This is a genomic window from Halomonas sp. WWR20 (genome assembly GCF_054602495.1).
The window spans coordinates 608,035-622,377 of record NZ_JBTRHR010000001.1 but is presented as its reverse complement, the minus strand read 5'-3'; the positions used below and the strand labels follow the sequence as shown (position 1 = coordinate 622,377).

General features: G+C 63.3%; 9 protein-coding genes. 8 read left to right on the top strand and 1 reads right to left on the bottom strand.

The window, feature by feature from the left end; genetic code table 11:
* Window positions 1-182 precede the first annotated feature (182 nt).
* The gene (locus tag ACW4DH_RS02895) at window positions 183-2,342 is read left to right on the top strand and encodes a TonB-dependent siderophore receptor (protein WP_459634839.1); all 2,160 of its coding nucleotides are present in this window, start codon (window positions 183-185) and stop codon (window positions 2,340-2,342) included.
* Between the two features lie 455 nt (window positions 2,343-2,797).
* On the opposite strand, the gene ACW4DH_RS02890 is transcribed toward ACW4DH_RS02895, so the two are convergent.
* Window positions 2,798-3,979: a YncE family protein gene (locus ACW4DH_RS02890; protein ID WP_459634838.1), complete on the bottom strand. Its 1,182-nt coding sequence runs from the start codon at window positions 3,977-3,979 to the stop codon at window positions 2,798-2,800.
* 676 nt (window positions 3,980-4,655) lie between these two features.
* Here ACW4DH_RS02890 and ACW4DH_RS02885 point away from each other — a divergent pair.
* The 7 genes from ACW4DH_RS02885 to ACW4DH_RS02855 are packed head-to-tail and all read left to right on the top strand — an operon-like array spanning window position 4,656 to window position 14,275.
* A complete protein-coding gene (locus ACW4DH_RS02885; protein ID WP_459634837.1) occupies window positions 4,656-5,861 on the top strand; it encodes an MFS transporter in 1,206 nt (401 codons plus the stop codon).
* Window positions 5,858-7,018, top strand: a complete 1,161-nt coding sequence (locus ACW4DH_RS02880) for an isochorismate synthase (RefSeq protein WP_459634836.1) — start codon at window positions 5,858-5,860, stop codon at window positions 7,016-7,018. Before ACW4DH_RS02885 ends, ACW4DH_RS02880 begins: the two co-directional genes overlap by 4 nt.
* Before the next feature lie 16 nt (window positions 7,019-7,034).
* Entirely contained in the window at window positions 7,035-8,699 is a 1,665-nt protein-coding gene (locus ACW4DH_RS02875; protein ID WP_459634835.1) for a (2,3-dihydroxybenzoyl)adenylate synthase, read from the top strand.
* A complete protein-coding gene (locus ACW4DH_RS02870; RefSeq protein ID WP_459634834.1) occupies window positions 8,699-9,334 on the top strand; it encodes an isochorismatase family protein in 636 nt (211 codons plus the stop codon). Before ACW4DH_RS02875 ends, ACW4DH_RS02870 begins: the two co-directional genes overlap by 1 nt.
* On the top strand, window positions 9,331-9,588 hold the full coding sequence (locus ACW4DH_RS02865) for a phosphopantetheine-binding protein (protein ID WP_459634833.1): 258 nt from the start codon (window positions 9,331-9,333) through the stop codon (window positions 9,586-9,588). The genes ACW4DH_RS02870 and ACW4DH_RS02865 overlap by 4 nt, the downstream gene beginning before the upstream one ends.
* Window positions 9,589-9,590: 2 nt before the next feature.
* Window positions 9,591-13,508: an amino acid adenylation domain-containing protein gene (locus tag ACW4DH_RS02860; protein WP_459634832.1), complete on the top strand. Its 3,918-nt coding sequence runs from the start codon at window positions 9,591-9,593 to the stop codon at window positions 13,506-13,508.
* A complete protein-coding gene (locus tag ACW4DH_RS02855; protein ID WP_459634831.1) occupies window positions 13,505-14,275 on the top strand; it encodes a 2,3-dihydro-2,3-dihydroxybenzoate dehydrogenase in 771 nt (256 codons plus the stop codon). The genes ACW4DH_RS02860 and ACW4DH_RS02855 overlap by 4 nt, the downstream gene beginning before the upstream one ends.
* Window positions 14,276-14,343: the final 68 nt, after the last annotated feature.

Genomic DNA, 14,343 nt, shown 5'->3' with positions numbered 1-14,343 from the left:
CACTGGAAACCGGGCGGAGAAGGGTTCCGAGAGGGTGGGCATTTCGCCCAGTTCACAAAGCAATTCGCCAGTTTCGCAAAGGCGAGGCGATCTTGTAGTTGAAATAATGCTCGGCTTCGGCGTTTGTTGCAATGGATTATCATTGTCACTTGGATAGGCAGGTGCAAATGGGAACGAACAAATTGAGTGATACGAACAGAAAAACGGCCTTGTCCCTGGCGATTGGCGGGACCTTGTGGCTGGGAACGCCTCCTGGTGTCTGGGCGCAGGAGCCGGCGGAAAACCCCAACACTCGTCTCGACACCATTACCGTCGAGGGTAACCGGCTCTACGAGATGCTGCCCTCGGAAGTGACTCAGGGATATAGCGTGGATGCCGCGACCGTGGGGACCAAGACGCCGGCGGCGTTGCGCGACATTCCCCAGTCGATAAGCGTGGTGACGCGCGATGCCATCGAGGATCAAAACCTCACGACACTCGATGAGCTGGGCCGGCGCACGCCCGGCATGCGCGTGTTGAGCAACGATAACGGCCGCTCGTCGATCTACGCCCGCGGCTATGAATACGACGAATTCAATATCGACGGCCTGCCGGCGCCGATGACCAGCATCAATGGCTCGGTGCCGTCGCTGGCCGCCTTCGATCGCGTGGAGATCATGCGCGGGCCGTCGGGTCTGTTCAACAGTACCAGCGAGATGGGCGGTATCGTCAACCTCGTTCGCAAGCGTCCCACCGATACGTTCCAGGGTCACGTCAGCGGCAGCGTGGGCAGTATCGACCAACGCGCAACGCAGGCCGACCTGTCGGGGCCGATCGACGCCGAGGGGCGGATTCGCGGCCGGCTTGTGATCGATCACACCGAGCACGCACAGTTCGTCGACCATAATGATAACGAGCAGAACGACATCTACGCCGCCGTGGACGTCGATCTCGACGAGGCGACCACCCTGGGCCTGGCCTTCATCCGCAACACCAAGGATATCGTGGTCAACAACGGCCAGCCGGTGGATAGTGACGGTGACTTGCTCTACGGACGCCGCTCGGCTTTTTATGGCGCCGACTGGAACGATTTCGAAAGCCAGTCCAACGACTGGATCGCCGAATTGACGCACCGGTTCACCAATGGCGGTTACGGGCGTATCGCGGCGCGCTACTCCGACCGCAACGCCGACTACAATTATGCCTTCGGCGGCAGTGCGCTGAATGACGACGGGACCCTATCGGTGGCCGGGACCGCTGCGCGCGTTGATCAGCAGGCGCTGTCGCTGGATGCCAGTTACAGCCAGCCGTTCTCAGCCTTTGGCAATGTCAGTGAGTTCGTCGTCGGCAGCGACTACAAGCGCTATGAGACCGACACCGAGTCGGGGCGCTCGCGCAGCCTGACCCCCAATCCCGTGACCCTCGATGAGCTCAACGATCTCGCCTATGTCGACATCCTCGGCGCGGCGCGGGTCAGCGGCCGGGGATACAGCCACAGCGAAACCACGCTCGAGGAGACCGGCGTCTATTCCAAGCTGACCTTGCGCCCCGTGCAGTCGCTGGCGCTAATTGCCGGCGGGCGGCTGAGCCGTTACGACATCGACTATGCGGACCGCGTGGCCGACGACAGTCAGAGCCGTAGCAACACCGAGTTCACTCCCTATGCCGGCCTGGTCTACGACCTTGGCCCCCATCACTCGCTCTATGCCAGCTATTCGCAGGTCTTCAAACCCCAGACCGAATACGATGCCGGCGGCGATTTGCTCGAACCGCGCGAGGGTGACCAGTACGAAGTGGGGCTCAAGGGCAGCTACTTCGGTGGCGACCTGAATGCTCGGCTCAGTGCCTTCCGCCTCTACGACGAGAATCGCGCGGCGACTCCCGACGACACCGGCGCCGACTATGTCGTGGCGGTGGGCAAGATGCGCATCCAGGGCGCCGAGCTGGAGCTGACCGGAGCGCTGACGCCGCAGTGGGACGTCATCGCCGGCTACACCTACCTCGATACCGAAGTCGAGGAAGCTTCCACGTCGCGTGATGATGGCATCTTCCTGCTGATGCCCAACAACATCGTCAATCTCTGGACGCAGTACGGCTTCAGCGGTGGCATGCTCGATGGGCTGCATGTTGGTGGTGGAGTCACCGCGATGAGCGATTTCAGCTCGAGCAACGATGTCGAAGCACCGGGTTACGCCGTGGTCGATGCGATGCTCGGCTATGATTTCACCTCCCATATCAGTGGCCAGTTGAACTTCAACAACATCTTCGACCGTGAATATTACAATCGCGTCGGGGGGGTGAACACTTTCAACATGGTAGGTGCGCCTTCCAATGTCGTCGCATCGCTGCGTTACGACTTTTGACGGACGGTTGAGCCGACTGCGTAGAGTCGCTGGCTCTACTTAGTGGTAAGCATGCCAGTCATCTCGCGAGCCACAAGGGGCACCATGCTCCTTGTGGCTTTTTTTGCATCACCTCTCTCGCGACAGTCGCTGCCCGGAGCGTGGAAAGCCTGAGCGACAAGTGACCCATATATCGAGCGCTAGCATACTGCGGTCGCTACAAATCTCCCCGAGTTGCGTACGATAAGTGAGGGTATTGGCAACTTGGCGCGGAACGGGAGGGTGGTAGTTGCCTGATGGATGGACTGTCAGGTCTTTTTCCCAAACTTCCCGAGAGCTATCTGTCGTGTGTTGGGTAAAGGCTGACACACGAAGGGTAGGCCTGGCGCCGTCGAAGGAAAAAGGGAGAGCCTATGCAAGAATCCCCGGAAGCCCGGGGATCCTTGGAGCAATGCTTACGGGTGTAAGGCCGACGCTCAGGGCTGGATCAGGATAATAGTATTTCCGCCTGGCTCGTAGGGTACGGGAGCGTCTTCGGGACCGTGCCGGCCTTTTCCCTTGGCCTTGTTGCTGACATATACCCGACCGCTTTCCGGATCGACGGCCACGGTTTGCGGATAAGTGCCGCTGGGTAGATGGGCGGTCACGTAATGAGTTCCGCCGTCGACAACGGAGACGGTTCCGTCACCGCGGTTGGCGACATACAGGTCACCCGTCTGGGGGTTGAGCGCTGCGCTCAAGGCGCCGTCGCCCGTCTTGACGCTGTCGACTAACTTGCCATCGGCGAGGTCGATCACCGCGACGCCGCCGGACTCCTGGTTGATGGCATACAGCAGCCCGTTGTCCGTATCGATTTCAAGGTTGACCGTGTCTGATGGCGCTTTTTGCTCGGCGCCGGGCTTGGCGGGACCTTCGCGCTTCGCGACGGAAGCGAACTTACGTAGCACCTCGTGCGTCTTCAGGTCGATCTCGGCGACCTGATTGTTGGCCAGGTCGGAAACGTACAGACGTTCGTTTTTCGAGTCGATGGCGAGACCAGTGGCGGTTTGCACGGGATCGCTGATGACATCCGTCAACGTATCTGTTTCGCCATCGATCACCCAGACAGCGCTCTGGGGCGCAGGGCCATCACCACGAGTGAAGCCACCGACGACGGTGACGTAGATCGTGTTGGTGGCTTCGTCCACCACCGCCTCACGTAAGTGCGCGGACTCGTCATCGGGGTTCGAGATGAGCGCGACTTCCTTGCCCGTATCGACATCGTAGACGCCGACTGTACCGTTGCGGGTATCCGTGGTGTACAGCTTCTGCGTTTTTGGGTTCAGGGCAAGTCCGAAGGGCAGGGTTTTGCCTGTGTCAATCTTGTTCACGATATCGAGCGTCTCGCCATCGAGTGCGACGATGCCGGGGCTCACCTGTTCGACTTCGCCTTCGTCGTTGATGACATCGCCTCCGGTCACCGCCGCGTAGACACGCTGGTCTTCGGGGTTGAATACGATCTGATAGACGTTCCCGCCGACCTTGACCGATCGCTCCACGCTGGGCGGAGCGGCAAAGGCCTGCTGCGCCGCCCAGAGCGGGGCGACAAACAATGCAAGAATCAATAGCTTATTGAGAAAATGCTGTAACGACTGGAGTCGTGATGGGTAGCGTGACATTCAATGAGTCTCCTGGGTTGAGTCACAAAGAGGGGGCGAGATCCCCTCGCCATGAAACGGAACGTTTGAGCCGGCGTTGCTTGAGGCGGCCGGACCGTCCCGGGGCCGGTCAGCACATGGGCATAAATTGGCGATGAGAGGCTAAGTTCGCACCGATTCATATTGTGAATGATATTTGTTATCATTAGCTTTCGCAAAGTATTTCGCTTCAGCGGCGGCATGTCGTTTGGCGGGAAGTTGGTTGTGGCGAGGTGGGCGGTGCGAGCGGCGTGCAATCGATGCTGAAGGCGTGCTTTAGCCGAAAATATCGCGCAAGCCACGTTGCTGTTGCCAAGCCTCAGCGACACATGAGGCAGTGGATAGGCTGCTCCAGTAGACGCCGGCTACTGGCTTGATACGATTGCGTTTACAAATAAAAATCGTTTGCTTTTATTTTATTGTTCAACATAGCATGTGTAGGGTTCTGCTGAATCCTCAGGGGTGTGTCAGTCATTATTGTCCGGATATTGATGGCAACTGTGCATTGAATAAGGATTTCGATCGGCGGGTTTGGGGCGTGTCTTGCCCTTGATGGATGATTCGACAGCGCCGCTTTAATGCGTGCTTTTTATCTGTCCTATCGAAGGTTTCTGGAATCTTGAGGCCGGCTTTATCCTGATATTAAGTGAATTTCCAAATGGTAACGCGTCAATATACCCCTGGGTTGAATGTGCTCGTTTTCATCGCATTATCGGGAACGATGGCGATGATGGCGTTTGTGGCAGTCGTCGGCCCTGTTGTCCGTCTGCTCGGGCTCGAAGAGTGGCACGCGGGGCTTTCTATGACGGCGGCAGGTGTGCTGTGGATGCTGGCAGCGCGCTATTGGGGCGGGTTGAGTGACCGCGTAGGACGAAAGCGGGTGTTACTGGTCGCATTGGCGGCCTATGCCGTGATTTATGCTGCGCTGGCGATCTTTGTCGACGTTGCGCTGCAGAACCCACCCGCCGTTGTCTTTTCCATTGCCATACTCGTTGGGGCCCGTGCCTTGGTGGGGGTGTTTTACGCCGCTGTTCCGCCTGCTGCTGCGGCCCATGTGGCCGATCATATGCCACCAGGGAAGCGTGCTGGGGTCATGGCTAAGCTGGGGGCCGCCAATGCTGTTGGCATGGTTGCCGGCCCGGTCATCGCAGGCTGGGGCGCTCTATACGATCTTTCCTGGGTGCTTTATGGCGCTGCACTTCTGCCGCTTTTTTCGCTGATTCTGGTCTGGTGGAAGCTGCCGGGTTCTGTTCCTGAGTCCACTGCTTATTTCCAGGAAAAACCGAAGGTAGGGTGGTTCGATAAGCGCCTTCGGTTGCCGATATATGCCGCATTCGTTGCGATGATGTCGGTGACTGTGGCTCAGGTTACCGTGGGTTTTTTCGCGATCGATCGTCTGCAGCTGTCCCCTGACCAGGGGGCTCGAGTCGCTGGTCTCGCCCTGACGGCTGTCGGGGTGGGTCTAATCCTTTCTCAGTGGACGATGACGCGCCTCGAGCTGGCACCGACTCGCTGGATGGTGACAGGGGCGCTGCTGTCGAGCATCGGATTCGCTTGCGTCTCCCTGGTGGAAACGCAATGGCAGTTATTGGCTGTGTATGGTCTGGCCGGGCTGGGCATGGGTTTCGTTCGTCCTGCGTTACAGGCCATGACAGCGGACTCGGTTGAGGCTCACGAGCAGGGGACGGCGGCGGGGCTGGTGGCATCGGTACAAGGATTGGGAATGGTCGGCGGGCCGCTGGCGGGAACGTTGTTATACCAGTGGTGGCCGAGCGCTCCCTACCTGCTGGTGGGAATTTTATTGATGGCGCTTGCGTTAGCCGTCGTCCTGCATGGCCCTGATCGCATTGGAGAGGTTCAATGACTGTCGCACCATTTCGTCATGACATCAGCCAGCGAGATGACGAGGATCCGGCGCGATTCATGTTGCGTGCGCCGCGGCACTCGTTGGAGGCGTCCGGTTGTTGTGAGCGGTTGCCCGGCGGGGCGGCCGCCACGTTGGAAGAGCGCGTGCAGGCGTTCTTCTCGGTGTCTCGTCCCGGGCCGTCGTTGCTGGTCGGTGCCTTGCCGTTCGATCCGCATGCCGACGATGCGTTATATCAACCGAAGCGGTTGTCACTGCCCGCCATGCCTGCCAGGGAGGCGCTCCCGGCGTTTTCCGGCAACGTCATCGCGGAGCCGACGGCCGATGCTTATGCCGCGATGGTCGCACGTTGCGTCGCGCGACTGCAGTGCGGTGAAGAAGAACTCCGCAAGGCGGTACTGGCCCGTAGTCTGCGGGTGCAGGCCTCGGAAACGGTCGATCCGCTTGCGCTGGCCTCGCTCCTTGGGCGTGACCCCAGCGTGGCCACCTACGTGGTCCCGCTGCCGGTGGCCGATGGCGAGGCACCGGCCTGGCTGGTCGGGGCCTCGCCGGAGCTGCTGATTTCCCGGCGCGGGCGGACCGTGGTTTCCCACCCGTTGGCGGGTTCCGCACGGCGTTGCACGGATGCCAGCGAGGATGCCCGCGTAGCGGAAACACTGCAGGCGTCGTCCAAGGATCTCGACGAGCATCGTTACGTCGTCGAGGCCATTGTGGAAACCCTGGCGCCGCTGTGCAGTGAGTTGGAGGCGCCGTCGCTGCCGTCTCTTCACTCCACCGAAACCATGTGGCACCTGGGGACGCGCATCGTCGGCACGCTGAAGGCGCCTGCCATGTCGTGTGCCGCGCTGGCCGGACTGCTACACCCCACGCCAGCGGTCTGTGGTACGCCACGTCAGTCTGCGCTGGAAGCGATCAGGTCCCTGGAGCTGGTCGAGCGTGGCTTCTATGCCGGTGCGGTGGGGTGGGTCGACGCGCAAGGCGACGGAGACTGGTACGTTTCGATTCGCTGCGCTCGCGTGCAGGACCGGACCCTGCGCCTGTTCGCCGGGGCGGGGATCGTCGCCGATTCGCAGCCCGCACTCGAGGTGGAGGAGACGTCGGCCAAGTTCATGGCGTTGTTGCATGCGCTCGGCATCGACGAAACGCAGGCAGTCTAACGAAACCGAGGATTCGATGAGCGATACCACGAATACACGTCTGCCATTGCGGCAGGTCTGGCCTGAGGCATTCGCCGAACGCTATCGCGCCGCGGGATACTGGCGGGGCGAGACGTTCCCCGGATTTCTGCGCGAGCGTGCCGAACGCTTCGCGGATGACGTGGCGGTAGTGGCAGGCGATGCGCGTTACACCTATGCACAGCTCTGGCACGAGGCCGGACGCATCGGGTCCGGGCTGATCGAGCTCGGCCTGCGTCCGGGGGATCGGGTCGTGGTGCAGTTGGGCAATGTCACCGAGTTCATCACGCTGGTCTGCGGTCTGTTCCGTGCCGGTCTGGTGCCGGTATACGCGCTGCCGGCGCATCGGATCACCGAGATCGCGCACTTCGCAAATAAGGCCGATGCCAGCGCGTATGTAGCGGCAGAGCGTTACGAGGGTTTCGACTACCGTACCCTGGCTCGCAAGCTGCGTGACGAGGTGCCCGCTATACGTCACGTGGTGATCGCCGGCGAGGCCGAGGAGTTCGTGTCGCTGGCCGCGCTCAACGGTGACCTTGACAAGTTGCCTGGCGACCCGGACCCGCAGTCGGTCGCCTTCCTGCAGATATCGGGTGGCAGCACGGGATTGTCCAAGCTGATTCCGCGCACTCACGACGACTATATCTATTCGTTTCGCGCCAGCAACGAGATCTGCGCCATCGATCGCGACAGCGTCTATATGGTGGCGCTGCCGGCCGCCCATAACTTTCCGATGAGTTCTCCGGGCTGGCTGGGCGCATTGTACGCGGGCGCGCGCGTGGTGCTCAGCCCCGGTCCCGGGCCGGATGCGGCGTTCCCGCTGATTGCCCGCGAGCGGGTGACTTGCGTCGGCCTGGTGCCGCCGCTGGCACTGTTGTGGGCCGATGCCGCGGCCAGAGCTGCGCACGACCTGTCGAGCCTGCAAGTGGTGCAGGTGGGCGGTGCCAAGCTGGTAACCGAGGCGGCGCGTCGGGTGGTGGCAGGGCTGGGCTGCAAGCTGCAGCAGGTCTTCGGCATGGCCGAGGGGCTGGTCAACTACACCCGCCTGGACGATCCCGACGATATCGTGCTCAACACCCAGGGGCGGCCGATCAGTCCGGGCGACGAAATATTGGTCGTCGACGATCAGGGAGAGCCGGTACCCGAGGGGACGGCAGGACATCTGCTGGTGCGCGGACCGTATACCATTCGCGCCTATCACAACGACGCTGCCGCCAACGCGCGCAGCTTCACCGCGGATGGCTACTACCGGACCGGTGACATGGTGCAGCGACTGCCCGGTGGCTATCTGATTGTCCAGGGCCGGGCAACCGACCACATCAACCGCGCCGGCGAGAAGATATCGGCGGAGGAGATCGAGGATCACCTGCTGACGCATCCGGCGGTGTTCGACGCCGCCGTGGTCTCGATTCCCGACGACTACCTGGGGGAGCGCAGTTGTGCCTTCGTCATCGCGCGCGGCGAGCGGCCTCGTGCGGCTGCATTGAAGGCCTGGGCGCGCGAGCTTGGGCTGGCGGCGTTCAAGGTGCCGGATCAGATCGTGTTCGTCGATGCCTTCGGCACCACCGCAGTAGGCAAAGTCAGCCGTCGTGAGCTGCGCGCCCAGCTACGCCAGCATTTTCTCGATCAGAGCGGGCTCAACCAGGACGAGGAGAGGGATTGATGGGACTGCCGACGATTGCCGGCTATGCATTGCCGACACCGGACGAATTGCCGGAGCCACGTGCGCCGTGGCGCCCGGAGACGCAGCGCATGGCGCTGTTGGTGCATGACATGCAGCGCTACTTCCTCGCGGCATACGAGGCGAACGCCGCCCCGCTGGCGCCGGCGGTCGCCAACATGGCGCGTCTGATTTCACGCTGTCGCGCGCTTGAAGTCCCCATTTTCTACACCGCACAGCGCGGTGACCAGGATCGGCGCGATCGCGGGCTGCAGGCCGACCTGTGGGGGCCGGGAATGCGTGCGGTGCCAGAGCATGAAGCGATCGTCGATGCGCTGGCGCCGACCCCCGACGATCATGTGCTGGTCAAGCACCGTTACAGCGCCTTCCAGCGCAGCAATCTGGAGACGATGCTACGCGTGCGCGAACGTGACCAACTGCTGGTGACCGGTGTCTACGCCCACATCGGTTGTGCCGTCACCGTGGCCGAGGCATTCCAGCGTGACATCGAGCCGTTCATCGCCGCTGATGCGCTGGCCGACTTCTCGCGTGCCGACCATGACAGCGCGTTGCGCTGGATTGCCCGTACCTGCGGTGTACCGATGATGACAGAACAGTTGCTGGAGACATTGCAATGACGAGTGATAAGGGGCCGCTGACCCTGGAGCGCATGCGTGAGGACGTGGCGCGGATGATCGATGAGCCGGCCGAAACGATTGGCGACGACGACAACTTGCTGGATCTTGGCCTGGACTCGATGCGCATGCTCAACCTGTCCATGGCGTGGAGCGACACCGGCGTGGCGCTGGAATTCGCCGATTTGGCCGAATCTCTGACCCTGCGCGAATGGTGGCAGACGGTACAGCGAAAGCAGGGGCAGGATACGGTGTGACGATGGGCAGCTCTGACGGAGCGCTGCATTCGCGCCTATTGACCGAAGCGCAGTCCGGCCTCTGGTACGCGCAGCGGCTGGCGCCGGACAATCCGGCGTTCAATACCGCACACGCACTGTGGATCGAGGGTGAACTCGATGTCGATGCGTTCGCGGAGGCTGCCAACCGTGCCGTGGCCGAGGCCGATGCATTGGCGTTGCGGATGGGCGACGGCGAGGACGGGCCTCGGCAATGGGTGGATGACGCCTGCCGGCCGGATCTCGAGGTCGTCGACCTGTCCGCCCGCGCCGATCCCGACGTTGTCGTAGGCGAGATGATGCGGGCAGATCGCCTGACACCGGTCGATCCCACGCGTGACCGGCTGGCCCAGCAACGCTTGTTCGTGCTCGGCCCGCGTCGCTTTGTCTGGTACCTGCGGGTGCATCACCTGGCCACCGACGGCTACGGCATGGCGCTGTTCGGCGAGCGTGTCGCCGAGTTATATGCGACAGGCGGCGGGGCGGGGGGTGAGAGAGCATCGCTGGCGCCCTTGACGCCGGTCCTAGACGAGGATCAGGCCTATCGCGAATCCGAACGTCGCTTGCGCGATGCGGCTTACTGGTATGAGGCGATGGCGGATTCGCCACCGCCTGCGGGGTTGGGGCCCGGCTTGGCTTCGCCAGCGAGCGACTGCCTGCGCCTGGTATGCCCGCTCGATGCCGAGCTGCGTCGTCGTCTGTTGGCGCTGTCTAGAGAGCTTGGCCAGCCCTGGCCGGACCTGCTGACCGCGCTGACGGCCGAATATTGTCGCCGCCATGCCGATGCCGCCGAGACGGTGGTCGGCGTCCCGTACATGGGGCGTCTGGGCAGCGCCTCGGCGCGGGTTCCGGCGATGGTGATGAATGTATTGCCGTTGCGCGTCGCCGAACCCGCCGCCTCGCTCGGTGACTTCGTCAAGGCAACGGCCGGCGCCCTGCTGAAAGGCCGCCGTCATGGTCGCTATCGCAGCGAGCAGTTACGCCGCGATCTTGGCCTGATCGGCGGCCAGCGGCGTTTATACGGGCCATTGATCAACGTGCAGCCGTTCTACCGACCGCTGTGCCTGCCGGACGTGCGGACCCGGCTGGAAATCCTGTGCACCGGCCCGGTCGACGACGTGACGCTCGGTTTCCGGGGCGATGCCCAGGCGGTACTGGATCTGGAGATCGAGGCCAATCCCGCGTTGTATACGCCGGCGCAGGTCGAGGCGCACGCGGCACGGCTGCCGGCGTTTCTGGCCGGCGCGTGCGAGGCGCACGAGAGTGGCGGCACGCTGGCCGACATCCCGCTGGCAACCCCGGAAGAAGCCCAGCGTTATCTCCATGACGTGAATGCCACCGCGCACCCGGTCGCGGATACCACGCTGGTCGCGCTGTACGAGGCGACAATGGCATCGACACCGCAGGCCACCGCGCTGGAGTTCCCGGGGCAGACGCTGAGTTATGCGCAACTCGAACGGCGCACGCGGGCGTTGGCGCTACAACTGCGTGAGAAAGGCGTGGGCCGTGAAGCGCTGGTGGCCGTGGCGTTGCCACGTTCGCTGGCACTGGTGATCGCGCTGGTGGCCATTCAGCGTGCCGGCGCCGCCTATCTGCCGCTGGATCTGGCGCATCCCGACGAGCGGTTGGGGCGTATCCTCGACTCGGCGCGCCCGGTCTGCCTACTGGCCGAGACCGATGCCGCCGAGCGCTTCGGCGGCTGGCCGGTGTTGCCCCCGGCGCAATGGCGCCAGGAACCCGACGCCTCACTCGATGCCGGCGTGCGTCCGCAAGATGCCGCCTATGTCATCTACACCTCGGGTTCGACCGGCGAGCCCAAGGGGGTGGTGATCGAGCACCGCGCCATCGTCAACCGTATCGAATGGATGCGCGAACAGTTCGGTATCGGGGCCGACGCGCGCATCCTGCAAAAGACCCCGGCCACCTTCGACGTCTCGGTCTGGGAATTCTTCCTGCCGCTGGTCGCCGGGGCGACGCTGGTGGTGGCACCACCGGAGGCGCATCGCGATCCGCAGGCGATTGCGCGGCTGATTCGCGAGCACGACATCACCACGCTGCATTTCGTGCCGTCGATGTTGGCGGCATTCCTGGCCGCACCCGAAGCGCACGGTTTGCCGCTGCGCCAGGTATTCGTCAGTGGAGAGGCGCTGGATGCCGAGTTGCGCGACCGCTTTCATGCGCTCATCGATGCCGAATTGTTCAATCTCTACGGCCCGACCGAGGCCGCCGTCGATGTGAGCTGGTGGCCGGCGGGACGCGACGACGATTCGCGCCCGGTGCCGATCGGCTTTCCGGTATGGAATACCCGACTATACGTACTCGATGGGCAGATGCGGCCATTGCCGCCGGGCGTGACCGGCGATCTCTATCTCGGCGGTGTTCAACTGGCGCGTGGCTATCTCGGACGCGCCGAACTGACCGCAGAGCGCTTCATCGACGATCCGTTCGTCGCCGGTGCGCGCCTGTATCGCAGCGGGGATGTGGCACGCTGGCGGATGGACGGCGCGGTCGAATTTCTCGGTCGCAGCGATCACCAGGTCAAGCTGCGTGGCCTGCGCATCGAACTGGGCGAGATCGAAACGGCGCTGAGCTCGGCGCCGGGTGTGACTCGCACGGAAGTCATGCTGCGCAAGGACCTTCCCGGTGAACCGCGCCTGGTTGCCTACGTACAGATGAATGACGAATGCGATCCGCATGTGCTGCGTTCCCAGGTTGCCGCACGCGTGCCGGACTACATGGTGCCTGCGGCGTTCGTTGCCCTGAGCGAGTGGCCACTGACCGCGAACGGCAAGCTCGACCGCAACGCGCTGCCGGCCCCGCAGTTGGCGTCGACCCAGGGCGACACGCCGCGTACCGAAACGCAGCGTGAGATGGCGGCGTTGTTCGCGCAGGTGCTTGGCGCAGATACGGCGATCGGCGCCGATGCCGATTTCTTCGCGTTGGGGGGCGATTCGCTGTCGGCAGTCCACCTGTTGTTGGCGATCCAGCAACGCTGGAACCGTGATCCTGGCCTGGGCGCGGTGTTCTCCTCGCCGACCGTGGCGGGGCTGGCGGCATTGATCGACACGCCGGCGACCGCCGCCGCCGATCATGGGCTCGGCCCCTCGGTCCGGCTGACGCCGGAAACGTCCGACCTGGCCCCGGTGTTTGCAATACATCCGGCCGGTGGGATCGCCTGGAACTACCGGGAGCTGGCACGTGCCCTGGAGCCGTCGCGTCCGGTGTTCGGATTGCAGTCACCGGCACTGGACCCGGCGCGAGCGCTGCCGTCGAGCGTCGATGCGCTGGCCGAGGACTACGTCCGGCATCTTGGCGAGATTCATCCGCATGGCCCGGTGCATCTGCTCGGCTGGTCGGTGGGTGGCATCATTGCCCAGGCCATGGCGGTAAGGCTGCAAGCCCAGGGGCGCGAGGTCGGGCTGGTGGCACTTTTGGACGCCTATCCCGCCGAATGCTGGCGCGCCGAACCCGAGCCCGATCCGGTCGCCGCATTGCGCGCCCTGCTGGCGATCGCCGGCTACGACCCGCAAGCCCATCCGGAGCTGGATACCCGCGAGAAGGTGGTCGCTTTCCTGCGCCGAGGCGAGAGTACGCTCGGCAACCTGCCCGAGCCGACGCTCGACGGTGTGGTGCGCGCAGTCACGGGCACCAATCGGTTGGTATGCGGACATCATCATGTACTATACGACGGTCCATTGCTGCACCTGCGGGCCGGGCGTGATCACGCCGAACGGCCGCAACTGCAAGCGCAACTCTGGGAACCCTATGCCTCGACGGTGGAAGCGATCGAGTTGCCGTTCCTGCATGCCGAGATGACCGGCCGCGACGCCGCCGCGCGAATCGCGCCCTTGCTCTCGGCAAGGTTGCGGCAATGGGATGCGTCGACAGGAGAAACGCCATGAAACTGAGTGGATTCGAGGGTAAGGTGGCGCTGGTGACCGGCGCTGGCGGGGGCATCGGGGCGGCGTTGGTTCGGTTGTTGCAGGCCAGTGGCAGCGTGGTGGTCGCCACTGACCTGGTCGCGCCGGCGTTGGAGGGAATGGCAGGCGAGCCTGCTATCCATGCCGAGGCGCTGGATGTCACCGACTCGGCCGCGGTCGATGCGCTGGTCGCCAGGATCGAGCGCGATATCGGCCCGATCGGCTTTGGCGTGAATGTCGCCGGCGTGTTGCAGTCCGGTACCGTCGACACGATCGACGATCAAGAGTGGCGGCGCGTCTTCTCGGTCAATGCCGATGGGGTATTCCATGTCTCGCGGGCGTTGGCGCGCATGATGGCGCCGCGCCGGAGCGGCGCCATCGTCACCGTGGGCTCCAATGCCGCTGGGGTGCCGCGCCACGCCATGGCCGCCTACGCGGCGTCAAAGGCCGCCGCGACGATGTTCACCCGCTGTCTGGGGCTGGAACTGGCCCCGCTGGGCATTCGCTGCAATATCGTGGCTCCTGGCTCGACGCTGACCCCGATGCAGACCGGCATGTGGGACGATGATGACGGCGCACAGCGGGTCATCGAAGGAGTGCCGCAGGCCTACAAGGCGGGGATTCCACTCGGCAAGCTGGCCATGCCCGACGATGTGGCTCATGCGGTGATGTTCCTGTTGTCGGATCAGGCCGGACATATCGCCATGGGCGATCTTTACGTCGATGGCGGGGCCACGCTGCGTGCCTGACGAGATGTCCTACAAGGCATCGCGCCAGACAGGTATTGGTTGACGCCAGCTTTTTCCCCTATGGGAGG